Source organism: Phenylobacterium sp., assembly GCF_020253645.1.
Lineage (GTDB): Bacteria > Pseudomonadota > Alphaproteobacteria > Caulobacterales > Caulobacteraceae > Phenylobacterium.
Window position 1 is genome coordinate 1 of the sequence record NZ_JADCBG010000090.1, and the last position, 21,396, is coordinate 21,396.

The following is a 21,396-nucleotide window of genomic DNA, read 5'->3' on the forward strand; positions in this document are numbered from 1 at the left end:
CCCTCGCCGCCTCCTCTGCCTGCCGCACGTTCGCCTGCGCTTCGCCTTCCGGCAGGCCGAGCTGGTCAATCATCGCGGTCGCGCCGGCGACGACGCCGCCCTCGATGTCTCCACGCCGGAAGGCGGGCAGGATGTGGGTCTGGATGATCACCGAGCTGAGGCTGTCCGTCAGGACAGGCTCAAGGCCGTAGCCCACCTCGATACGCACCCGGCGCTCGTTCGGGGCGATGATGAGCAGAACCCCGTCGTCCCGCTTGGCGTCGCCTATGCCCCAGGTCCGGCCGAGCTGGTAGCCGTAGTCCTCGATGGGATAGCCCTGAAGGTCGGAGAGGGTGGCCACCACCATCTGCCGGCCGGTCGTCTCCTCAAGGGCCCGGAGACGGGCGTCCAGAGCGCGTTCGGCGTCCTGCGACAGGAGATCCGCCTGGTCGACGACCCTTCCGGTGAGAGGCGGAAAGGTCGGGGCGGCGAGCACCGCGAAGGGGCTCAGCAGGGCCAGCGCCGCGCCGAGGGCGGCCAGCAGGCCCCACAGTCCCGTCCGCGTGATCACGGGCGCCGGAGCCTGGTCCGAAGCCCCTCGCCGCGTCATGGCGCCGGGGCGGGAGGCGGCGGCGCAGCGGTTGCGGGGGGGCTCGGAGCCGCAGGGCTGAAGCTCACCGAGGGCGCTGTCTGGGCGGCGTCGGAGGCGGCGAACATCTGCATGGGCTGCGAATTGCGGTGCACGACCGTCCAGAACGAATTGGGGAAGGTCTTGAACTCCAGATTGTAGCTTCGCACGGCCTCATTGTAGTCGCGACGCGCGATGGCGATGCGGTTTTCCGTTCCCTCGAGCTGCGACTGCAGGGCCAGGAAGTTCTGGTTGGACTTCAGGTCCGGATAACGCTCCTGGATCATCATCAGGCGTCCGAGCACGCCCGACAGCCGGTCCTGGGCGGCGGCGTACTGCTGGAATTTCGCCGGGTCTGTCAGGGTCGAGGCGTCGACCCTGACCTGTGTCGCCGAGGCCCGGGCCTCCGTCACTTCGGTGAGGACGGTGCGCTCCTGGGCGGCGAAGCCCTTCACGGTCTCGACGAGGTTGGGGATCAGGTCCGCCCGGCGCTGGTACTGGTTCTGCACCTCCGCCCACTGGGCCCGGGCCGTTTCTTCCTTGGTGGGAATCGCATTGACGCCACAGGCGGCGAGGAAGAGAGGGGCCACCGCCAAGATCAGGGCCCGGGCGAGAGTCTTGCGGGAAGGGATCACGAAGGTATCTCCGGTGCGGACGCCGCGCGGGCGCGGCCAGGCCGGAAGATGGTCCCGAACCGGGGTTTACGCAACGTCCGGAGAGGTCCGGAGGCGCGCCGTGATAGGTCAGGGCCTCCGCTTTGCGGCGCTCTCGGCGCGCAGACGTCCGAACTCGGAGCCCGGCCGCCAGTCAGGCCAGACCCCTGCCCGGGAGAGATGCCGGGCCATGTCGACCACCAGATCCACATCCGCAGCCGCGCCGCGCAGGTCCCAGTCCGGGCCCCAGGCGTCGCAGGTCTTGTGGTAGCACTCGTCGGTATAGCGGGTGACCCAGGCGTCGCCGGCGGCGCGGCCGCCCTCGACCAGATCCGCCCCGCCTCCGAGGCCCATCAGCAGCAGGGCCGGAACGCCCCGGCGGGCAAGGCTGAAGTGATCGGCGCGGAAATAGAGTGCGCGTTCCGGCCGCGCGTCCGGGGTGACGGTTCGCCTCTGCCGCTTCGCGGCGGCGGCCAGCAGGTCGTCCAGCTCCGACTGGCCGGCGCCCACCAGCACCACATCCCGGGCGGGACCAGCGGTCTGGAGGACGTCGAGGGTCAGGTTGGCCGCCATCGTCTCCAGGGGAGCCGAGGGATTCGACGCAAAATAGTCCGAGCCCAGCAGCCCCCGCTCCTCGGCGGTCCACAGGGCGAACAGGATGGACCGGTCCGCGGGCCGGCCCGCCTTCAGCAGCCGGGCGGCCTCGAGAACCCCGGCGACGCCCAGGGCGTCGTCCACGGCGCCGGGCCGGATGCGCCGCCCCTGGGCGTCGGGCGGACCTTCGCCGAAGGCGTCCCAGTGCGCCGCGATCATGACGCTCTCCAGCGGTCGCTTGCGGCCGGGCAGGCGCGCGATGACGTTACGGCTCTCAAATCGACTGAAGCTCACGCCCACCGACGCCGAGAAGGTCAGGCCCGACAGGTCCACGGGGCGGAAGTCCGCAGAACGCGCCTGGCGCCGCAGGACTTCGAGGTCCAGCCCGGCGGCCGAAAACAGGCCGGCCGCAGCCTCGCCCGTCAGCCAGCCCTGCAGGGGCAGGCGCTCGGCGGCGGGCGTCTTGCGCGCTGCGTCAAAGCCTTCGCCGCCCGAAGCCAGGACCGTCGACCAGCCGTACCCCGCGCCCTCGGTCTGATGCACGATCAGAGCCGCCACGGCGCCGCGGCGCACCGCCTCCTCGAACTTGTAGGTCCAGCGGGCGTAGTAGGTCGCCGCTTTGCCGCCGAACCGACCGGCGACGGGCTCCCCGGGCGCCGCCTCGAAGTCGGGGTCGTTGATCAGGAAGACGGCGACCTTGCCCTTGAGGTCCGCGCCCTTGAAGTCGTCCCAGCCCCGTTCGGGAGCGCTCACCCCGTATCCGACGAAAACCATCGGGGCGGACTGGATCGTCACGCGGTCCACCGGCAGGAGGGAGATCAACGAGATGTCGCGGCCAGGAGTCAGGACCACCTCGCCCTTCGGTCCGGTGACCGCATAGCGACCGTCGGCGGCCAGCTGGGTCCGGATCAGGGGTACGGCCTGGACATAGCCGCCATTATCCCCGGCAGGCTCCAGGCCGAGCTCGCGGAAGGCGCCCTCCAGATAGGCTATGGTCAGGGCCTCGCCCGGGGTCCCGGGCGCGCGGCCGCCATAGGCGTCCGACGCCAGCTCTCGGGTGATGGCCGACAGGCGCGCCGGGTCCGTGCGGTCGGCGGCGAGGGTCGGGCTGCCGGGGGAAAGGGCTGACAGGGCGAAAACGAAGGCGAGCTTCCGCAGCATGATGGGGTCTCTCCGGGCCGGCACACCGGCCTTACGCACGGACGCGGCCCAGTGCCTCCTCGACCTGACCCAGACGCTCCTTGCCGAAGAACATCTCGTCGCCGACGAAGAAGGTCGGGATTCCGAACACACCCCGCGCCACCGCGGCGTCGGTATGGGCGGCCAGCTCGGCCTTCACCTCGGGGTCCTGGGCGGCCTCCAGCAGGGCGCGGGCGTCCAGCCCGGCCGCCGACAGAACGCCGGCGACGACCTCCGGGTCATCCATCTTCAGGCCCTGCTCCCACATGGCCGAGAGCACAGCCTCCCGGTAGGCGTCCTCGACCCCGGCGCGGCGCGCCGCCACCAGGCCGCGCATGATCAGCAGGGTGTTGACCGGGAAGTGGGGGTTGAAGCGATAGGCGGAAAGGCCATGCCGGTTCACGAACCTCTGGGTCTCCAGGGTCTCGTAGGCCAGCTTGCCCTTGATATGTCCGAAGGCCTGGGCGGGGGACTGGTTGCCGGTCGCCTTGAAGACGCCCCCCAGCAGGCAGGGAATGAGGTTGACCCGGGCGCCGGCCCGGGCGGCGATCCCGGGCAGGACCTTCCAGACCAGGTAGGCGTTGGGACTTCCGAAGTCGAAGATGAAGTCGACGGTGCGGGTCATGGAGGGCTCCTCTCCGGCCTACCAGGTCTCTGACCAGGGCCGCAGATCCAGTTCATGGGTCCAGGCGGATCGGGGCTGCCGGTGCAGGTGCACGTAGCTGGCCGCCATCTCTTCCGGCTTCAATATGCTGTCCCGGGCCAGGAGGTCGTCCACCTCTCCGCGGATGGAGCGGATGAAGGTCCCGTCCACGGCGCCGTCGACCACGACGTGGGCGACATGAACACCCTGGGGACCCAGCTCCCGCGCCAGGCTCTGGGCCAGCGCCCTCAGCCCCGCCTTGGCCGCGGCGAACGCCGCAAAGCCGTCGCGACCGCGCAGGGAGGCGGTGGCGCCCGTGAAGATCAGGGTGCCGCGCCCCCGCGGCGCCATGACCCGGGCCGCCTCGCGTCCCGCCAGGAAGCCGGCGAAGCAGGCCATCTCCCAGACCTTGGTGAAAACCCGCGAGGTGGTCTCCACGATCGGGAAGCGGACATTGGCGCCGATGTTGAAGACCACCACCTCAAGGGGTCCGATCTCCGCCTCGATGCGTTCGAAGAGAGACATGACTTCGGATTCGTCGCGGGCGTCGCAGCCGAAGGCGTGCGCCTCGCCTCCCGCGGCGCGAATCTCATCCGCCAGGGCCTCAAGACGCTCCAGGTTTCGGGCGCGGCGGGTGATGCAGACCGCAAGTCCCTCGGCGGCGAAGGCTCGCGCCACCGCAGAGCCCAGCCCGTCGCCCGCGCCGATTACCAGGCAAACTCCCTTGCGCGATCCCATCCCTGCGTCTCCCCGGCCCACCGGGAGAGGAGCACGCCGGAGGCGCAGAGAAAAGCGCTTTCAGGCGGCCCTGTCGCGTCGCCTGCGGCTCAGGACACGCCACAGATAGGCGACCAGCAGGAGCCCGAGCAGGATCTCGGTGACGGGATCCAGCCAGGCGGCGACCTGGTCGTGGCGGGAGGCCAGGAAGACGCCGGCGAGGGTCAGGGCCAGGGTCCAGAGGAAGGTGCCCGCGGTCGTCCAGGCCAGGAACACCCCCCAGGGCATGCGAAGGACGCCCGCCGGCAGGGAGATCAGGGTCCGGATGCCAGGGGCGAGCCGCCCGAAAAAGACGGCCTGGCCGCCCCACCGCCTGAAGAAGGCCTGGGCCTGGTCAAGGTCACGGACTTCCAGGGCCAGCCAGCGGCCGTGTTTGTCGATCCAGGATCTCAGCCCGGGTTCAGGGATGCGGCGCCCGACCCATTTCCAGAAGGAGGCGCCCGCCACGGCGCCCAGGGTGGCCGCCAGGATGACGCCGGCCAGGGGGAGGTCGCCCCTTGCTGCAGCATATCCGGCCAGCGGCAGGATCACCTCGGAGGGGATGGGCGGGAAAAGGTTTTCGGCAAACATCAGGGCTGCGACCCCCAGGAGCCCCCCCGCCGCGATGATCTTCAGGATTAGCTCGGCCAACGCCGTCTCCGTTACAGGACCCAAGGGACGCCGCTCCTGAGGTGGGGGCGGACCGTCGGGAATCAATGAGAGCTTCAAGACAAGCTGTTCAGGGTTCCGGCAGGGCGGCGGGCGCCAGGGTCACGGGAGACGCAGGCGGCGGCGGCCGGCGGCGGATCGGCTCGCCCTTCAGCCACATCCACAAGGCCTCCCAGTGAATGGCGGCCAGCACCCCGAGGCTGGTCATCGGACGCTCGAGCCACACCGCCATCAGGTTGGCGTCGGTCATCTCGCGCCTCTCCCCGGCGAAGGCGGCGGTCAGGACGCGCCCCTCGGCGTCGGAGACATCGATGGACACCGCGACCCTTTCGCCCGGCGGCCGGATCCGGAAGGCGTAGGCCAGGTCCATGTCCATGAAGGGCGAGACGTAGAATCCCTTGTCGATGGATTGGGTGAGGACCTCTTCGCCCTGCGGCGCGGCGGGGATGAGGTAGCTGTGGCTCTCGCCGAAGGTGTTGCGGACCTCGTAAAGCACCGCCGAGAGGGCGCCATCGCGCCTGTGCAGGAACCAGACGGTCAGCGGATTGAAGACGCCGCCCAGGATCCTGGGCATGGCCAGCAGTCGGATCGGGCCCCCACCCTCGAGGCTGGCGTCCGCCAGTATCGCTTCCACCTGGCCCCTGAGGTCTCGGCCGGTGTGGTCGAGATGGTCCTTCGGGGAAAAGCCGGTCAGGGCGAAGCGGCCGACGGCGAAACGCTTCAGGCGGGTGTCGAGACCCTCGAGCTCGTCCAGGTCCAGAAGCAGCATGAAGATGCGGTAGCGCAGGCGGTGCGGCCGCGGCCGCAGGCGGACGTGGGTGACGACCCCGGCGTAGATGCCCGAGGCGGTCATGCAGTCAGGCTCCGGGCGCCGTATCGGGCAGGTGGATACGCCCGGACTCATTGGCCACCGTCCAGGGCCTGCGCGGGGCCCCCATGGCCTCGGCGGCGGCCAGACCAGACTGAAGGGCGTCCTCGTGGAATCCATGCCCGAAATAGGAGCCGCAGAACCAGGTCCGGCGGACGCCCTGCAGGGACCAGAGCCGGGTCTGCGCCTCGATGGCGGCGGCGTCGTACAGGGGATGCTCGTAGGGAATCTCGGCGATCAGGCTCTCGGGCCGGAAGCTCTCGGGGGGATTGAGGGTCACGAAGAGGTCGCCTGCGCCCTTCAGGCTTTGCAGATAGGTCATCCAGTAGGTCACCGGACCCTCGCCGGGGCTGTCCCGGCGACCGATGTGGTTCCAGGCGGTCCAGGCGGCCCGCCGGCGCGGCATCAGGGCGGGATCCCGGTGCAGCATGACCCGGTTCTTCGCATACCGGAAGGCGCCGAGCAGGGCGGACTCCTCCGGCGTCGGGTCCTCCAGCAGGGCCAGAGCGGTGTCGCCATGCACGGCCAGCACCGCCTCGTCGAAGTCCAGGGTCGACCCGTCGGCCAGGCGGACGCGCACCCCTTCCTGCGTGCGGGACAGGCCCGCCACCCGGACGCCGGTGCGGAAGTCGGCCCGCGCGGCGGCCACGAGTTCACGGACGTAGGACCGGCTGCCGTGGGTCACGGTCCGCCAGAGCCCCCGACCGGCTACGCTCATCATGCCGTGGTTGAGGAAGAAGCGGATCAGGGAGGCGGCGGGATAGTCGCCGATCCGGTCGAGCGGGGTCGACCAGATGGCCGCCGCCATGGGCAGGAGGTGATCGTCCCGGAAGGCCGGGCCGAAGCGGCCGTGCTCGAGATAGGCGTCGAGGGGGGTGCCCGAGCCCTCCAGCCGCCGCAGGTCGTCCGGCGCCCGTCTGTAGAAGCGCAGGATATCGGCGATCATGCGCCAGAAGCGCGGACGGAGCAGGTTGCGTTTCTGGGCGAGAAGGGCGTTGGAGGAGTACTCGAGTTCGCCGGCGTCAAGGGACACGGACAGGCCCATGTCCGCCGGCTGGCTGGCCACCCCGAGATGGGCCAGCAGGGCGGTGAAGTTGGGGTAGTTGTCCTCGTTGTAGACGATGAAGCCGGTGTCCACGGGCGTGTCGCCGCCCGGCCCGGGCGCGTCGAGGGTATTGGCGTGGCCGCCCAGCCGGCCCTCCGCCTCCAGAACCGTGACCTCGGCGACCTCGCCAAGGCGCCAGGCGGCGGAAAGGCCGGCGACGCCGGCGCCGATCACGACGATCCGGCGGGCGGACGGTGTGGATTCATTCTCTGACACGCAGACTCCCGGAGACCTCAACGGGCCGCTTCAACGGCTCCCCGACGCCTCCAATGGCCTGAGAGCCCCGGGCGATGCAAGGCCCTGCCGACGGCTTCGAGCGCCGGAGAGGCGAAGTCAGGACTCGCGCCTGCGCGCACTCTGGTGCAGCCTGTCGATCCTGACCTGGAGGATCTGCGATGCGTTGGTTACTGACTTGGATTGGCGTCGGCGCGGCGTTCGGCGTTCTCGACGCCCTCTGGCTGACCCAGATGTTCCCGATACTCTATCAACCTGCGTTGGGGCCCGTCCTGGCGCCGGAGCTGCGGATTGACGCAGCGGCTGCTTTCTACGTGATGTACGTGACGGGCCTGACCTTCCTGGTGGTGCGTCCTGTGGTGCTTGCGGGCGGCGGAATCCGGGCCGTGGCGCTTCGGGGGGCGGCGCTGGGCGCCTTCGCCTACGCCACCTACGACCTGACCAACCTGGCGACCCTGGCGGTCTGGTCAGTCCATGTCAGCGTGATCGATATCGCCTGGGGAACCTTCGCCTCGGCCACCGCCTCTGCGGCCGGCGCCTGGGCCTGGCGCCGGGCCGCTCCGCGGGCGGGGTGAGGGGCCGGTCTGGGGAGAGACGGTTGTCGCCTTCGCCTGCGTCCGAACAAGGCGCCGCCGGAGGCGCATTCCTGTCCGGCTCTCGCAAGAAAGGGGGGTGGTCAGGCAGGCGGCCTGGCCGGATGCTGTCTTGAGTATGTAGCGCACGCCAGAGAATGCGGCGCGCCCGGGAGGAATTTGAATGAACGATTTGCTGGACCCTGAATTCATCGCGCGCCTGGAGGCGGCGGGCCAGGTGGGGATGACCACCGCCTGCTGGGCGGGACGCCACCCCCACAAGGTCGCCGTCTATGACCCCGACGGGACCGCGCATTCCTTCGCCAAGGTCAACGCCAACGCCAACAAGCTGGCCCGCCTGCTGCGTGCCCGCGGCCTGAAGGCCGGCGACTCCCTGGCCCTAGTCTGCTCGAACCGGGTCGAGTTTGTCGAGGCCCTCGCCGCCACTCTTCGGACCGGCATACGGATCACGCCGGTTAACTGGCACCTCACCGCCGACGAGATCGCCTACATCATCAAGGACTGCGAGGCGAAGGCCCTGGTGGGAGACGCCCGGGTGGCCGCGGTCGGGCCCGCCGCCGCCGAATGCCCGGACCTCCTGGTCAGGCTGGCGGTCGATGGCGCGATCGACGGCTTCGAGGACTACCAGGCCGCCCTGGACGCCTTCGACGGCGACGATATCGACGACCCTGTCCTTGGCAACGCCATGATGTACACCTCCGGCACCACGGGCCGGCCCAAGGGCGTGCACCGGCCCAACCCCGTCACGACGCCGCCGTCCATGTACCTGATGCGCGGCTATGACAGCGAGAGCTCGGTCCAGCTCTGCGCCGGCCCCGCCTACCACGCCGCGCCCCTGGCCTTCGACGTCCGCGCCGCCATGGGCGCCGGCGCGCCCCTGGTCTTCATCGACAAGTGGGATTCCGAGCACGTCCTGAAGACGATCCACGACCTGAGGGTGACGCACCTGCACCTGGTGCCGATCATGTTCCAGCGGCTGCTGGCCCTGCCCGCCGAGGTCAAGGCGCGCTACCCGGTCGACCACGTGAAGTACATCGTCCACGGCGCCGCGCCCTGCCCGCCCGAGGTCAAGCACGCCATGATCGAGTGGTTCGGTCCCATCCTGTCCGAGTACTATGCGGGCTCGGAGGGCGGCGCCGGGTTCGCCATCGACTCGCACGAGTGGCTGAAGAAGCCCGGGAGCGTCGGCAAGCGTCCCGCCCTGCTCCAGGTCCGGATCCTGGACGAAAACGGCAAGGACCTGCCCAACGGACAGGCCGGGACCATCTACCACCAGCTGCCCCCCGGCGGCGGGTTCAGCTATTTCAAGGACGAGGCCAAGACGAACGCCAGCCGGGTGGACGGTTTCTTCACCATGGGCGACGTCGGCTATTTCGACGAGGACGACTACCTCTTCCTGACGGGCCGCAGCGCCGAGACCATCATCTCAGGCGGCGTGAACATCTATCCGCAGGAAGTCGACAACGAGCTGATCAAGCACGAGGCCGTGGCCGACTCCGCGACCGTGGGCGTCCCCCATGAGGAATGGGGAGAGCAGGTGAAGGCGGTGATCCTGCTGAAGCCAGGCTATGCGCCCTCCGACGCCCTGGCGCAGGAGATCCTCGACTTCGGCCGGCGCAGCCTGCCCTCGTTCAAGGTCCCGCGCAGCCTCGACTTCGTCACCGACCTGCCCCGGTCGGCGGCGGGCAAGATCCAGCGCAACAAGGTCCGGGCCCCCTACTGGGAAGGCCGCACCAAGCAGATCTGAGGCGGCGCGGCCTAGCTCAGAGGGTCACAGCCATTCGGTATTCGGAAGGAAAGCCATGGTCGCGCGTGAGCTCCAGCGATCGCGTTTCCACCACGATCGACAGGCCGTTCGCCTGGTAGAACCCGACCGCCGGGTTGTCGGCGAGCACGTCGAGCTGCAGTTCGCGATATCCGGCGGCCCTTGCCCGGGCGATCGCAGCGGCCAGCAGGGCCTTTCCAATGCCCCTGCCGCGATACTGGGGAAATGCCGACAAGGCATGGAGATAGTAGACGTGATCGGGGATGTAAGCGTTGAGGTAACTCACTTTGGCAGCCCGCTGGGCAAGCGCGACCAGTTGGTCGTATGTGACTGAGCCGCGGGCGACCAGGTCCAGAGCCAGTGGCGCAAGGTTGGCCTGGAAGGTGCGAAAGTTCGATCCTTCGAACCCGAGCTCGACGCCCAGCAACTCTCCGTCGGCCACAGCAGCCGTGGCGCAGGCTGCGGAGAACAGGGTGTCGGCGGTCGCCCAGGAAACGGAGACGAGGGTCTCAAGGAGGCCGTCCGTCCCAAATGAGTAGTCATAGCTGACAGGACTGGTCTCCCGGATGAGACCGGGGATGCAGGGCGCAAACCGAACCGTTTCCTCAGGGTCCAGTGCCCGAATTTGCATAGCGCTGCTCGTCATCGTTCTCTCCGCCACGTCTGCGGCTGGTAAGTTACGAGGGGAGGCCTATCGGTCAAGCTTGGCTCAGGCGTCCTTCCATCGACTACCGCGCGACCAGCGGCGGGCCCTGCTCCGGGCAGCTGCCGCCCAAAGAGCCGAGCCACCGTGGAGTTTTGCCGGCAGGCCCGGGCGCATTTCGCGCATCGGCCGGAGCAGCAGAGCGAAGTCCTCATGCCTGGCTTGAACGACGCGGCGGACATCTTGTCACAAGCTTCCGCAGTCGGCGGGGGAACGCTGCCGATTCCCTGAGGCGCACCAGCAGGGGCGTCTTTCGCTGGCAGGACTGAGCCACAGGTCCCGCGCGTCCACTTGGAGGAGGCGCTCTGCCGGGATGGACGCTGCGGACAAGTCTGAGGCGGTCCGCCGACCGTGAAGCGAAACGATGCGAAAACAAGCGTGTCTGGCGGTTCCGGGCGGGCGCCCCTAAGAAGCGCCCGCCTCTATTTCCGCGCGGGGTGCGTCATGCCGATTCCGTTCATCGACCTTCAGGCCCAGCGACGGCGCCTGGGCCAGCCCCTTGAGGACGCCATCCTGAAGGTGGTGCGATCCGGCGCGTGGATCATGGGGCCGGAGATCGCAGAGTTCGAAGCCGCCCTCGGCGCCTTCGGGCAGGCCCCCTTCGTCCTGTCCTGCGGATCGGGCACCGAGGCCCTGCAACTGCCCCTGATGGCCTGGGGGATCGGCCCCGGCGACGCGGTCTTCTGCCCGTCCTTCACCTTCGCCGCGACGGCGGAGGTCATGCCCCTGGTCGGCGCCTCGCCGGTCTTCGTGGACGTCCGCCCCGACACCTTCACCCTGGACCCGGAACGCCTGGAGGCGGCCATCCAGGCCGTAAAGGCCGAGGGCGTCCTGACCCCCCGCGCCATCATGGCCGTCTGCCTGTTTGGCCAGCCCGCCGACTACCCGGCCCTGGCGGACATCGCCCGCCGGCATGGCCTGAAGCTGATCGCCGACTCGGCCCAGGGCTTCGGCTGCACCCTCGATGGCCATCACCCCATCCATTGGGCGGATGTGGCCACCACCTCCTTCTTCCCGGCCAAGCCCCTGGGCGCCTACGGCGACGGTGGGGCGGTGCTGTGCAAGGATGCGCGGCTTCACGACCTGCTGGTCAGCCTGCGGGTGCATGGCCAGGCGGTGAAATCCGACATCGAGGGGCGGACCTTCGAGCACGATCCCAAGTACCTGAACATGCGGGTCGGCATGAACAGCCGGATGGACACCCTCCAGGCCGCCATCCTCCTGCAGAAGCTGACCATCTTCGCCGACGAGATCGAGGCCCGGAACCGGGTGGCCGACCGCTATGCGGAGGGCCTGGCCGGCGTCGTGGAGACCCCCGTCGTGATCCCGGGAGGGCGCAGCACCTGGGCGCAGTACACGGTGAAGTGCGCCGACCGCGACGGCCTTGCCGCGCACCTCAGGGCCGCCGGCGTCCCCACCGCAGTCTATTACCCTCTCCCGCTGCACCGCCAGGGTCCCTACGCGGGCTATCCCGCCCCCGGCGGCCTGCCCGTCACGGAGACCCTCTGCCGGCAGGTGCTGAGCCTGCCGATGCACCCCTACCTTGAACCTGACGCCCAGGACGCCGTTGTCGCGGCCGTACGGAGCTTCACGGCGTAGGTCAGGCTCCGGAAGACCCGAACCGGGGATCGGACCGGGGCGTTATCGGGGCCCCTGACTGAGGACGGGCTTCGCCTCCCACCGGGGAAGTGAGCCGACCTGCGCACCCCCGTGTCTCAGGCGGGGGCCATGCGGCGGCCCCTCGCCCTCAGCCCGCAAGGGCGGCGGCGTCCAGGACGGCGAGGTCAGCGCCGCCGGCCATGACGCCCTCGGCGACCCCCTGCGCCTGGGCCAGGACCTGTTCAGCGAAGACCCGGGCCAGGGCGGCGCGGGACTCCGCAAGGGCCGGCGCACGGGTCCGGGCGAGCACCGCCTGGCGGGCCAGCATCCAGCCGCCGATCACGTCTCCGGACAGGCGCAGGTAGGCCGTGGCGCCGGCCAGGGCGTCGGGTCCCCGGTTCTGCTGCATCCAGGTCGTGGCGGCGGAGAGGGCGGCGACCCCAGTCTCCAGCCGCCGCCCGACACCCTCGAGTCCGGGCTCGCGGCTGACGGCGGCGGCGTCTGCGGCGATCTCGGCGCACAGGCCAGGCATGAGTGCGCCGTTCATCATCGACAGCTTGCGGCCCGCGAGGTCGACAGCCTGAACGCCGTTGGTCCCTTCGTAGATCGGCGCGATGCGGGCGTCGCGATAGTGCTGGGCCGCGCCGGTATCCTCGATGAAGCCCATGCCGCCGTGCACCTGCACGCCCATGGAGGCGACCTCCACCCCGATATCGGTGGACCAGGCCTTGGCGATGGGAGTGAGCAGCTCCTGGCGGCCGCGGGCCAGGTCCCGGGCGGCGGGGTCGGGGGCGAGGCGGGCCTGGTCGGCCAGGACGCCGGTCAGCAGGCAGATGGCCCGGGCGGCCTCCACCTTGGCGCGCATCAGGGCCAGGCTGCGGCGGACGTCCGGATGGCCGAAGATCGACTCCCCGCCCAGGGCGGGCCGGCCCTGGATCCGGTCCTGGGCGTAGGCGAGGGCCTGCTGGAGGGCGCGCTCGGCGATGGCCACGCCCTGCACCCCCACCTGGAGGCGAGCCGCGTTCATCATGACGAACATGTGGGCCAGGCCGTTGTTCGCCTCGCCCACCAGCTCGGCCTGGGCGCCTTCAAACAGCATGACGCAGGTGGGCGATCCGTGGATGCCCAGCTTGTGCTCGATGGAGGCGGGGCGCAGGGCGTTGGCGGCCCCCAGACGGCCGTCGACGTCGATCAGGCGCTTGGGGGCCAGGAAGAGGCTGATCCCCTTCACCCCGGGCGGGGCGTCGGGCAGGCGGGCCAGAACCAGGTGGCAGATGTTCTCCGCCGCGTCGTGGTCGCCCCAGGTGATGTAGATCTTCTGGCCGGTGATCCGGTAGCCGCCCTGGCCGTCCGGCTCGGCCCGGGCGGTCACGCCGGCCAGGTCGGTGCCCGCCTGGGGCTCCGTCAGGTTCATGGTGCCGGTCCACTCGCCCGAGACGAGCCTGGGAAGGACCAGGCGCTTCTGGCGCTCGGTGCCGTGCAGGGTCAGGGCCTCGATGGCGCCCTGGGTCAGCATGGGGCAGAGGCCGAAGGCCATGTTGGCGGCGTGGACCATCTCGAACACCGCCAGCTCCAGCACCTTGGGCAGGCCCTGGCCGCCGAACTCCGGGTCCGCCGCCAGGGAGTTCCAGCCCTGGGCCGCAAACGCCTGGTAGGCCTGGGCGAAGCCCGGGGCGCCCGTGACCACGCCGTTCTCGAACCGGGCGCCGATCCGGTCGCCATCCCGGTTAAGGGGGGCGAGCTCGGCCTCGGCGAAGGCGGCGGCCGAATCGAGGACGGCGGAGACGGTTTCGGCGTCCAGGTCTGGATACCCAGCGGCCATCAGGTCGGGGAGGCCGGCCGCCGCAAGGGCGAGGTCGAGGCTCTGGAGGGGCGCACGGAAGGACATGAAGGGGCTCCGGGTCGAGGGCTGCGGGCTTGATGGCGCCCCGTGCGGCGGGATGGCAACCCCTTTGCGGCCGTTGACCCCAGCCCCGGGGCGGATTAGCCATGATCCTGCGTCAGGTTCTCCCGAGAGGGAGATGAAAAGGGAACTCGGGTGCAAGGCCCGGGCTGCCCCCGCAACTGTAAGCGGCGAGTCCGCGCGTCACGAGGCCACTGGCCGGGAACCTTCGGGAACCGGGCCGGGAAGGCGACGCGCAACGGACAGTGACCCGCGAGCCAGGAGACCTGCCTGACGCCGTCGTCATCCGACGGGCCGGGGTGCGCCTGGAGGACGGGGTCTTTCCCGACCGACGACAGACCTGACCGGTCCGCGCCCGCGGGCCGGAAACGCCTGTTGCGGCCGCACGCGCGGTCGCCTGTCGCTCGAAGGAGGGCGCAATGAGTCTTGTCAGCCTGGCCGGGGCCGCCACCCTGGCCGTCACGCCGCCCGGAACCGCCGTCGAACCGCTGGTGGTGGTGGCCAACCGCACGCCGGTGGCCGTCACGGAGAGCGGCCGCAGCGTGACCGTCATCCCGGGGCAAGTGATCCGCGACCGCCAGGCCCTGGTGGTCTCCGACCTCCTGGCGACGACCCCCGGCGTCGGTGTCACCCGCAACGGCGGGCCCGGCGGGGTCACCGCGGTCCGGATCCGCGGCGCCGAGGCCGAGCAGACCCTCTTCGTCATCGACGGCGTGCGTCTGAACGATCCCTCCGTGATCGGCGGGGCCTACGACGCCGCCAACCTCCTGTTGGGCGACATCTCACGGATCGAGGTCCTGCGCGGCGTCCAGTCGGCCGTCTGGGGCGGGCAGGCCATAGGCGGGGTGGTGAGCCTCGAGACCCGCCCGCCATCGGCCGGGGAGTTCGCCGCCGAGGGGACCGCGGAGGCCGGCGGCCTTGGGACCTCCTACCTGCGCGGCGGCGTGAGCGGCGGTAGCGGCGCCCTGGCCTGGCGGCTGGCGGCGGACGCCTTCGCCACCGACGGGGTCTCGGCGGCCCGGACCGGGACCGAGCGGGACGGCTACCGCCGGACCGGCGCCAGCGGGCGCATGACCGTGGACCTCAGTCCCGAGGTCCGCCTCGACCTGCGGGCCGTCTGGTCAGACGCCCGAAACGCCTTCGACGGTTTTCCCGCGCCGGCCTTCATCTTCGCCGACACCCGTGAGCGGGGCCGGACGCGCGAGGCCCTGGGCTATGCGGGGGTGACCTTCCCCGCCGCCGGCGGGCGGGTGAAGAACCGCCTGGGCCTTGCCCTCACCGACACCCGGCGGCGGACCTTCGATCCCGACCAGGCGGTGACCGAACTGACCTTCCGGGCCGAGGGACGCGTGAGCCGGCTGGAGTACCAGGGCGAGGCGCAGCTGACCCCGGACTGGCGCCTGACCTTCGGCGCAGAGGGCGAGCGCAGCCGCATGCGGATCGCCTCGCCGTCGGCATGGAACCCTCAGCCGCAGCCCCTGGCCCGCTCGACAGGGGTGGACTCGGCCTGGATCCAGGCCCTGGGGCGGCCCGCCGACGACATGACCCTGACCCTGGCGGCTCGCCTCGACCGGCACGAATCCTTCGGGAACCATGGCTCGGGACAGGCGGCTCTGGCCTGGCGGCCGGGCGGCGGGGCGACCGTCGTCCGGGCCAGCCTGGGACAGGGTTTCCGGGCGCCCAGCCTCTACCAGCTCTACAGCGAGTACGGGAACGCCGCCCTCCAGCCGGAGACGGCCCTCGCCTGGGATCTGGGCGTGGAGGGCCAGGCCGGCGACATCCGCCTGTCCCTCACCCTCTTCGGGCGGCGGACGGAGGACCAGGTCAACTTCGCCGTCTGCACCGGCGGCGGCGACCCCAACTGCACGGGCGGCCGCTTCGGCTACTACGACAACCTCGACCGGACGACGGCGACCGGCGTGGAGGCGGTGGCCTCCGGCCGGCTGGCGGGCTTCGATGTCGACGCCAGCTATACCCGCACCCGTGCCCGCCTGCAGGGCCAGGACGGCGCCCCCGACCGGGACCTGGCGCGACGACCGAGGGACATGGCGGCCCTCGACATCAGCCGTACCCTGGCGGGCGGGGTCCGGCTGGGCATGGGGCTCAACTATGCCGGCGAGAGCCTCAGCGACCTCTGGGGCGGCCCGCCGCTGAAGTCTCGCCTGACCGCCGCCCTCAGGGCCGAGGCGCCTCTGGGCGGCCGGGTTTCTGTGTACGGTCGGATCGATGACCTCACCGACGAGGCGCCGGAGACCGTTCGCGGATATGGTTCACCGGGGCGGACAGCCCATGTCGGCCTGAGGGCGCGGTTCTGACCATGGCGGCGGGGCGGACAGGGGCGATCAGCCGCCGGATGGCGGCGGCGGGCCTTGCGGCGGCGGCAGGGCTGGGGGCGGCCCGGGCGGCGCCCCGGCGCATCGTCTCCCTCAACCCCTGCCTCGACGCCCTGCTGGTCCACCTGGCGGACCGCCGCCAGATCGCCGGGATCAACCGCCTGTCCCGCGATCCTCAGGGCTCCACCATCGCCGGGATCGCCGCCACCCTTCCGGTGGCGGGAGAGACCGCCGAGGAGGTCCTGCGGCTCCGGCCAGACCTTGTCCTCGCCAGCACCCACACCGCCCTCGCCACCCGCCGGGCCCTTCAGCGCCTGGGCGTCGAGGTCGCCGCCTTCGGCCCCCCGTCCACGGTGGACGAGAGCCTGACTCAGGTGCGCGAGGTCGCCGCGCGGGTCGGCCGCCCCGCCCGCGGCGAGGCCCTCGGCGCCCGGATCACCGCCGGCCTCGATGGCGTAACAGCCCGGGGCGTCAGGCGGCCCGAAATGCTGCTCCTCCTCTCCGGCGGACTGGCGGCCGGCCCCGGCTCCCTCCCGGACGACCTGCTCCGCCGGCTTGGGATCGCCAACGCGGCGACCCGGCTGGGCCTGAACGGCTGGACCCCGGCGCCAGTCGAAGCCCTTCTTGCCGCGCCACCGGAGGTCCTGGTCCGGGCCGGCGGAGGACGCGAAGCCGTTCGCCCCGACCGGGTCACCCGCCATCCCGCCCTGGACCGGCTGGGTGGCCGGGTCCTGACCGCCGAGATCCCCGAACGGCTGCTCTTCTGCGGCGGCCCCTCCCTGGTCGAAGCGGCGACACGGTTGGCGGCGATCCGCGACCAGGCCCTGGAGCGACGGGCATGAGCCGCCGCGCCGCCGTCATCCTGGGACTCTCCGCCCTGGTCCTGATCCTGTCGACCGCAAGCCTCCTGGTGGGCCGCACCGTCCTGCCGCTGGGCGACATGCTGGCCAGGCCGGAGGATCCGCTGTGGGCGATCCTCCTGGAGCTGCGCCTGCCCCGGACCCTGCTGGCGATCCTGATCGGCGCCGGCCTCGGCCTCGCCGGAGCCGCGCTCCAGGGCTATACCCGCAACCCCCTGGCCGATCCTGGCGTGCTGGGCGTCTCGGCCTGCGCAGCCCTGGGCGCCGTCCTGACCCTCTGGCTGCCCTTCGCCTTCCCCCTGCTCCAGCCCCTGGCCGCCATGGCGGGGGCCCTGGCGGGCGTGGGCCTCCTCCTCGGCCTTTCGGGGAGCGCCGGCTCCATGACCGTCTTCCTGCTGGCCGGGGTCGTTCTGAACACCATCGCCGGCGCGGGGGTCGCGCTGGCCCTGTCCCTCGCCCCCACCCCCTGGGCGGTGAACGGGATCATCGACTGGCTGATGGGGTCCCTCGCCGACCGCAGCCTCGAGGACGTCGCCTTCGCGGGCCCCTTCATCCTCGCCGGCCTGGTCCTCCTGGTCCTCACCGGCCGGGCCCTCGACGCCCTGACCCTGGGCGAGTCCGGGGCGGCGAGCCTGGGGATCGACCTGTCCCGCACCCGCGCCCTGCTGGCGGCAGGGACCGCCCTGGCCGTAGGAGCCGGGGTGGCGGTGGCCGGCGTCATCGGCTTTGCGGGCCTTGTCACCCCGCACCTCCTCCGCCCCCTGGTCGGCGCCCGTCCCAAGGGACTGCTCTGGCCCTCGGCCCTCGGCGGGGCGGCGATCGTGCTCGCAGGGGACCTGGCGGTGCGGCTGACGCCCTCGGCGGCGGAGGTCCGGCTGGGCGTGGCCATGGCCTGCCTGGGCGGTCCCTTCTTCCTCTTCCTGCTCCTGTCCCTGCGCCGGAGGATGGCGTGAGCGGCGTGCTGGAAGCCCGGGGCCTGACCCTGAAGCGCGGCCGGCGGGAGATCCTCGCCGGACTCGACCTGTCCCTGCGCGCAGGTGAGGTCACGGCCCTGGTCGGACCCAACGGGGCCGGCAAGTCGACCCTGCTGGCCGGCCTCTGCGGCCTCCTGGCGCCCGCCGCGGGCGCAGTGCGCCTCGACGGGCAGGACCTCTCCGCCCTGCCTCCCATGGCCCGCGCCCGGCGGATCGGCTTCCTGCCTCAGATGCCCGAGATCGCCTGGCCCCTGGAGGTGCGCATCCTCGTCGGCCTGGGCCGCACCCCGCACATCGGAGCCCGGGGCCTGTCGGCTGCGGACGCCCGGATCATCGACGCCGCGCTGGAGGAAGCCGGCGCCGCAGACCTTGCCGAACGGGACGCCTCCACCCTGTCCGGTGGCGAGCGCGCCCGGGTGATGATCGCCCGGGTGCTGGCCGGAGAGCCCGACTGGCTGCTGGCGGACGAGCCCCTGGCTGGCCTCGACCCCGGCTGCCAGATCGATGCGGCCGAGACCCTGGTGCGGCGGGCGAGGGCGGGATGCGGCGTCGTCCTGACCCTGCACGACCTGACCCTGGCGGCCCGGATCGCCGATCGCGTCCTTGTGCTGGCGGAGGGCAGGCTCCTCGCCGACGGGCCGCCGGAAGTCGCCCTGGTCCCCGACGTTCTGGCCCGCGCCTTCGCCGTTCGCACCGCACTGCGTCGGGGACCGGAGGGCGCCTCGGTGGACGTCCTAGGTCGTGCCTGACGCGAGACCGTTGCCTTCCTCACCGGGCTCCGCCAGGAGGTCCCCCTCGGGGCAGCAAATTGGGCTGTAAAGCCGCGCAAGCCAAAAGGAGTGACGGGGTTCAGTCCGGCCTTGCGGCCTCCGGCGCCTCTGCCCTGCGGGCCCGGGCGTCGGCCTTGGCCGCGTCATGGCTCTTGCGGTCGGTAATGGGCCGCCCGGTGATGTCGGAGATCAGGATCGGCTGAGCGCAAGTGCGCTGTCGCCAGTCCCACCACTTCCCCGCCTGCTCGCACTCCTGCCCGGGCGTGATCCACACCACCTGGACGACCAGGATCGCCACGCAGGCGGCCAGGAAGACCGCGACGGTGATGCGGAATACCCGCCGGATCAGTTTCGACATTCCGCTCTCCCGTCACCCTTGAAGACGTCTCTGATGACGCCCGGAGCTTGCAAACCGCGCGGGATTGGTTATGCCCCACGGCGTTCCATTTGTTGCAATGCAAATTGAGGCGCAAGCGAAGCCATGAAGGTCCTCGTGCCCGTAAAGCGGGTCATCGACTACAACGTCAAGGTGCGGGTCAAAGCCGATCAGACCGGGGTTGACCTGGCCAACGTCAAGATGGCCATGAACCCCTTCTGCGAGATCGCGGTCGAAGAGGCCGTCCGCCAGAAGGAAAAGGGCGCCGCCACCGAGGTGGTCGCCGTCTCCATCGGCCCGGCCCAGGCGCAGGAAACCCTGCGCACCGCCCTGGCCATGGGCGCGGACCGCGCCATCCTGATCCAGACAGACCAGGACCTCGAACCCCTCGCCGTCGCCAAGGTGCTGGCGGCGGTGGTGACCGAAGAGGCTCCCGGCGTGGTGATCATGGGCAAGCAGGCCATTGACGGCGACAACAACGCCACTGGCCAGATGCTGTCCGCCCTGCTGGACTGGCCCCAGGCGGCCTTCGCCTCGGAAATCGTCCTGTCTGCAGGCTCCGCCAGGGTGACCCGCGAGATCGACGGCGGCCTGCAGACGGTAGATGTCGCCTTGCCGGCGGTCATCACCGCCGACCTGCGACTCAACGAGCCGCGCTACGCCTCCCTGCCGAACATCATGAAGGCCAAGAAGAAGCCCCTCGACGTGAAGGAGCTTTCGGCCGTCGGCGTCGATACAGCCCCCCGCCTGAAGGTGGTCAAGGTCACCGAGCCGCCCAAGCGCAGCGGCGGTGTCAAGGTCGAGAGCGCCGCCGACATCGTCTCCAATCTCAAGACCAACGGGGTGATCTGATGGCTGTTCTGGTTTTCGCCGATCACGATAACGCGTCCCTCAAGGACAGCACTCACAAGACGGTCACCGCCGCCCTCGCCCTTTCCGGGGACGTCGATGTCCTCGTGGCCGGCAGGGGCGCCGGCGAGGTGGCCAAGGCCGCCGCCGGCATCGCCGGGGTCCGCAAGGTCCTGCATGCCGAAAGCGACGCCCTGGGTCAGGGCCTGGCCGAGGCCATCGCCAGCCTCGTCACCCCTCTGATGGCGGGCTACGACGCCCTGCTGACCCCCGCCACCTCCCTGGGCAAGAGCTTCTCGCCCCGCGTGGCGGCCAAGCTCGACGTGGCCCAGATCACCGAGGTGGTCGAGGTCGTCGACAGCTCCACCTTCGTGCGCCCGATCTACGCCGGCAACGCCCTGGAGACCATCCAGTCGTCCGACGCCAAGAAGGTCATCACGGTCCGGGCCACCAACTTCAAGGCGGCTGGCGACGGCGGTTCCGCCGCCGTCGAGACCGTCGACGCGGGCCCGGGCGCAGGCAAGACGAGTTTCGTCGACCAGCAGATCGTCAAGTCGGCCCGTCCTGAGCTGACCGCAGCCAAGATCGTCGTGTCCGGTGGCCGGGCCATGGGCTCCGCCGAGGAGTTTCAGCGCGTCATCGAGCCCCTGGCCGACAAGCTGGGCGCCGCCGTCGGCGCCAGCCGCGCCGCCGTGGATGCCGGCTATGCCCCTAACGATTACCAGGTCGGCCAGACCGGCAAGGTGGTCGCCCCCGAGCTCTATGTGGCCGTCGGCATCTCGGGCGCCATCCAGCACCTGGCCGGCATGAAGGACTCCAAGGTGATCGTGGCCATCAACAAGGACGGCGACGCCCCCATCTTCCAGGTCGCCGACCTCGGCCTGGTGGCGGACTACAAGGCCGCCATCCCCGAGCTGATGGAGGCCCTGACCGCCGCCGGAAAGTGAGCCTGGCGCCCGTTGCGGAAACCCGGAGGGGGGTGCGGTCGCCGCGCCCCCCTTTTTTTTCGAGTGGAACCCGGACAGCCGCTCGCGCTGCGATGCAGCAAAAAGCTTGGCGGCGCCGCAACACGCCTCTAGGGTGCGCGCCTCACGCGGCCGGAGAGCCGCAGCTGCGGGGTCACGGACATGGCGGGTATCAGGACGGTCGGCGTCATCGGCGCGGGTCAGATGGGGTCGGGCATCGCCCACGTGGTGGCCCTTGGCGGCTACGAGGTCCTGCTGCACGACGTCAGCCCCGACCGGATCGCGGCCAGCCGTGAGCTGATCGGCCGCAACATGACCCGCCAGGTCTCCCGCGAGATCATCACCCCGCAGGAGATGGAGGCCGCCCAGGCCCGCATCCTTCCCGCACCCGAGCTCCA

Annotated in this window: 21 protein-coding genes and 1 riboswitch; of the genes, 10 read left to right on the forward strand and 11 right to left on the reverse strand. The window is 70.8% G+C overall.

The window, feature by feature from the left end; genetic code table 11:
- From INE98_RS06400 to INE98_RS06435, 8 genes are all read right to left on the reverse strand, one after another.
- The coding region (locus INE98_RS06400; RefSeq protein ID WP_293537533.1) for a YgcG family protein at positions 1-523 on the reverse strand (523 nt) is incomplete at its 3' end.
- 62 nt (positions 524-585) lie between these two features.
- Positions 586-1,239: a LemA family protein gene (locus tag INE98_RS06405; protein ID WP_293537534.1), complete on the reverse strand. Its 654-nt coding sequence runs from the start codon at positions 1,237-1,239 to the stop codon at positions 586-588.
- 111 nt (positions 1,240-1,350) lie between these two features.
- On the reverse strand, positions 1,351-3,015 hold the full coding sequence (locus INE98_RS06410) for a M28 family metallopeptidase (protein ID WP_293537502.1): 1,665 nt from the start codon (positions 3,013-3,015) through the stop codon (positions 1,351-1,353).
- A 31-nt stretch (positions 3,016-3,046) separates the two neighbouring features.
- The gene (locus tag INE98_RS06415; RefSeq protein WP_293537504.1) at positions 3,047-3,658 is read right to left on the reverse strand and encodes a 2-hydroxychromene-2-carboxylate isomerase; all 612 of its coding nucleotides are present in this window, start codon (positions 3,656-3,658) and stop codon (positions 3,047-3,049) included.
- Between the two features lie 18 nt (positions 3,659-3,676).
- Positions 3,677-4,414: an SDR family NAD(P)-dependent oxidoreductase gene (locus INE98_RS06420; protein WP_293537505.1), complete on the reverse strand. Its 738-nt coding sequence runs from the start codon at positions 4,412-4,414 to the stop codon at positions 3,677-3,679.
- 60 nt (positions 4,415-4,474) lie between these two features.
- Positions 4,475-5,083 (reverse strand): DedA family protein, encoded by a 609-nt coding sequence (locus INE98_RS06425; protein ID WP_293537507.1) that lies wholly within the window; start codon positions 5,081-5,083, stop codon positions 4,475-4,477.
- A gap of 88 nt (positions 5,084-5,171) precedes the next feature.
- Positions 5,172-5,954: a DUF1365 domain-containing protein gene (locus INE98_RS06430; protein WP_293537509.1), complete on the reverse strand. Its 783-nt coding sequence runs from the start codon at positions 5,952-5,954 to the stop codon at positions 5,172-5,174.
- 4 nt (positions 5,955-5,958) lie between these two features.
- Positions 5,959-7,290: an FAD-dependent oxidoreductase gene (locus INE98_RS06435; RefSeq protein ID WP_293537510.1), complete on the reverse strand. Its 1,332-nt coding sequence runs from the start codon at positions 7,288-7,290 to the stop codon at positions 5,959-5,961.
- A 179-nt stretch (positions 7,291-7,469) separates the two neighbouring features.
- Here INE98_RS06435 and INE98_RS06440 point away from each other — a divergent pair, with 179 nt between their 5' ends.
- Both INE98_RS06440 and INE98_RS06445 read left to right on the forward strand, forming a co-directional pair.
- A complete protein-coding gene (locus INE98_RS06440; RefSeq protein WP_293537512.1) occupies positions 7,470-7,883 on the forward strand; it encodes a DUF2177 family protein in 414 nt (137 codons plus the stop codon).
- A 181-nt stretch (positions 7,884-8,064) separates the two neighbouring features.
- Positions 8,065-9,648 (forward strand): AMP-binding protein, encoded by a 1,584-nt coding sequence (locus INE98_RS06445; protein WP_293537513.1) that lies wholly within the window; start codon positions 8,065-8,067, stop codon positions 9,646-9,648.
- A gap of 16 nt (positions 9,649-9,664) precedes the next feature.
- Here the strand turns inward: INE98_RS06445 and INE98_RS06450 are convergent, their stop codons facing one another.
- A complete protein-coding gene (locus INE98_RS06450) occupies positions 9,665-10,312 on the reverse strand; it encodes an N-acetyltransferase (protein ID WP_293537515.1) in 648 nt (215 codons plus the stop codon).
- Positions 10,313-10,813: 501 nt separating this feature from the next.
- On the opposite strand from INE98_RS06450, the gene INE98_RS06455 reads away from it, so the two are divergent.
- Positions 10,814-11,968 carry a DegT/DnrJ/EryC1/StrS aminotransferase family protein gene (locus tag INE98_RS06455; protein ID WP_293537517.1) on the forward strand — a complete coding sequence of 385 codons (1,155 nt, stop codon included), beginning with the start codon at positions 10,814-10,816 and terminating at the stop codon, positions 11,966-11,968.
- Positions 11,969-12,116: 148 nt separating this feature from the next.
- Here the strand turns inward: INE98_RS06455 and INE98_RS06460 are convergent, their stop codons facing one another.
- The gene (locus INE98_RS06460) at positions 12,117-13,856 is read right to left on the reverse strand and encodes an acyl-CoA dehydrogenase (protein ID WP_293537519.1); all 1,740 of its coding nucleotides are present in this window, start codon (positions 13,854-13,856) and stop codon (positions 12,117-12,119) included.
- Positions 13,857-13,953: 97 nt separating this feature from the next.
- Positions 13,954-14,160: riboswitch (cobalamin riboswitch) on the forward strand.
- A gap of 130 nt (positions 14,161-14,290) precedes the next feature.
- Between INE98_RS06460 and INE98_RS06465 the strand changes: the two genes are divergently transcribed.
- From INE98_RS06465 to INE98_RS06480, 4 genes are read left to right on the forward strand one after another with little or no spacing between them, the layout of a single operon-like run.
- Positions 14,291-16,186 carry a TonB-dependent siderophore receptor gene (locus INE98_RS06465; RefSeq protein ID WP_293537520.1) on the forward strand — a complete coding sequence of 632 codons (1,896 nt, stop codon included), beginning with the start codon at positions 14,291-14,293 and terminating at the stop codon, positions 16,184-16,186.
- A 2-nt stretch (positions 16,187-16,188) separates the two neighbouring features.
- Positions 16,189-17,046: an ABC transporter substrate-binding protein gene (locus INE98_RS06470; RefSeq protein WP_293537522.1), complete on the forward strand. Its 858-nt coding sequence runs from the start codon at positions 16,189-16,191 to the stop codon at positions 17,044-17,046.
- Entirely contained in the window at positions 17,043-18,017 is a 975-nt protein-coding gene (locus INE98_RS06475) for an iron ABC transporter permease (protein WP_293537523.1), read from the forward strand. Before INE98_RS06470 ends, INE98_RS06475 begins: the two co-directional genes overlap by 4 nt.
- Positions 18,014-18,787, forward strand: coding sequence for an ABC transporter ATP-binding protein (locus INE98_RS06480; protein ID WP_293537525.1), 774 nt, complete (start codon positions 18,014-18,016; stop codon positions 18,785-18,787). The genes INE98_RS06475 and INE98_RS06480 overlap by 4 nt, the downstream gene beginning before the upstream one ends.
- A gap of 100 nt (positions 18,788-18,887) precedes the next feature.
- Here INE98_RS06480 and INE98_RS06485 read toward each other — a convergent pair whose 3' ends face one another.
- Positions 18,888-19,166, reverse strand: a complete 279-nt coding sequence (locus INE98_RS06485) for a hypothetical protein (RefSeq protein WP_293537526.1) — start codon at positions 19,164-19,166, stop codon at positions 18,888-18,890.
- A gap of 123 nt (positions 19,167-19,289) precedes the next feature.
- On the opposite strand from INE98_RS06485, the gene INE98_RS06490 reads away from it, so the two are divergent.
- The 3 genes from INE98_RS06490 to INE98_RS06500 all read left to right on the forward strand — a co-directional run.
- Positions 19,290-20,036: an electron transfer flavoprotein subunit beta/FixA family protein gene (locus INE98_RS06490; RefSeq protein WP_293537528.1), complete on the forward strand. Its 747-nt coding sequence runs from the start codon at positions 19,290-19,292 to the stop codon at positions 20,034-20,036.
- On the forward strand, positions 20,036-20,980 hold the full coding sequence (locus INE98_RS06495; protein ID WP_293537530.1) for an electron transfer flavoprotein subunit alpha/FixB family protein: 945 nt from the start codon (positions 20,036-20,038) through the stop codon (positions 20,978-20,980). The genes INE98_RS06490 and INE98_RS06495 overlap by 1 nt, the downstream gene beginning before the upstream one ends.
- Positions 20,981-21,160: 180 nt before the next feature.
- A partial coding sequence (locus INE98_RS06500; RefSeq protein ID WP_293537531.1) for a 3-hydroxyacyl-CoA dehydrogenase NAD-binding domain-containing protein occupies positions 21,161-21,396 on the forward strand: 236 nt, incomplete at its 3' end.

Coding starts and splice junctions, on each gene's coding strand:
- INE98_RS06410 (WP_293537502.1), bottom strand. CDS start 3,015: ATGCTGCGGAAGCTCGCCTTCGTTTTCGCCCTGTCAGCCCTTTCCCCC.
- INE98_RS06415 (WP_293537504.1), bottom strand. CDS start 3,658: ATGACCCGCACCGTCGACTTCATCTTCGACTTCGGAAGTCCCAACGCC.
- INE98_RS06420 (WP_293537505.1), bottom strand. CDS start 4,414: ATGGGATCGCGCAAGGGAGTTTGCCTGGTAATCGGCGCGGGCGACGGG.
- INE98_RS06430 (WP_293537509.1), bottom strand. CDS start 5,954: ATGACCGCCTCGGGCATCTACGCCGGGGTCGTCACCCACGTCCGCCTG.
- INE98_RS06440 (WP_293537512.1), top strand. CDS start 7,470: ATGCGTTGGTTACTGACTTGGATTGGCGTCGGCGCGGCGTTCGGCGTT.
- INE98_RS06445 (WP_293537513.1), top strand. CDS start 8,065: ATGAACGATTTGCTGGACCCTGAATTCATCGCGCGCCTGGAGGCGGCG.
- INE98_RS06450 (WP_293537515.1), bottom strand. CDS start 10,312: ATGACGAGCAGCGCTATGCAAATTCGGGCACTGGACCCTGAGGAAACG.
- INE98_RS06455 (WP_293537517.1), top strand. CDS start 10,814: ATGCCGATTCCGTTCATCGACCTTCAGGCCCAGCGACGGCGCCTGGGC.
- INE98_RS06460 (WP_293537519.1), bottom strand. CDS start 13,856: ATGTCCTTCCGTGCGCCCCTCCAGAGCCTCGACCTCGCCCTTGCGGCG.
- INE98_RS06465 (WP_293537520.1), top strand. CDS start 14,291: ATGAGTCTTGTCAGCCTGGCCGGGGCCGCCACCCTGGCCGTCACGCCG.
- INE98_RS06470 (WP_293537522.1), top strand. CDS start 16,189: ATGGCGGCGGGGCGGACAGGGGCGATCAGCCGCCGGATGGCGGCGGCG.
- INE98_RS06475 (WP_293537523.1), top strand. CDS start 17,043: ATGAGCCGCCGCGCCGCCGTCATCCTGGGACTCTCCGCCCTGGTCCTG.
- INE98_RS06485 (WP_293537526.1), bottom strand. CDS start 19,166: ATGTCGAAACTGATCCGGCGGGTATTCCGCATCACCGTCGCGGTCTTC.
- INE98_RS06490 (WP_293537528.1), top strand. CDS start 19,290: ATGAAGGTCCTCGTGCCCGTAAAGCGGGTCATCGACTACAACGTCAAG.
- INE98_RS06495 (WP_293537530.1), top strand. CDS start 20,036: ATGGCTGTTCTGGTTTTCGCCGATCACGATAACGCGTCCCTCAAGGAC.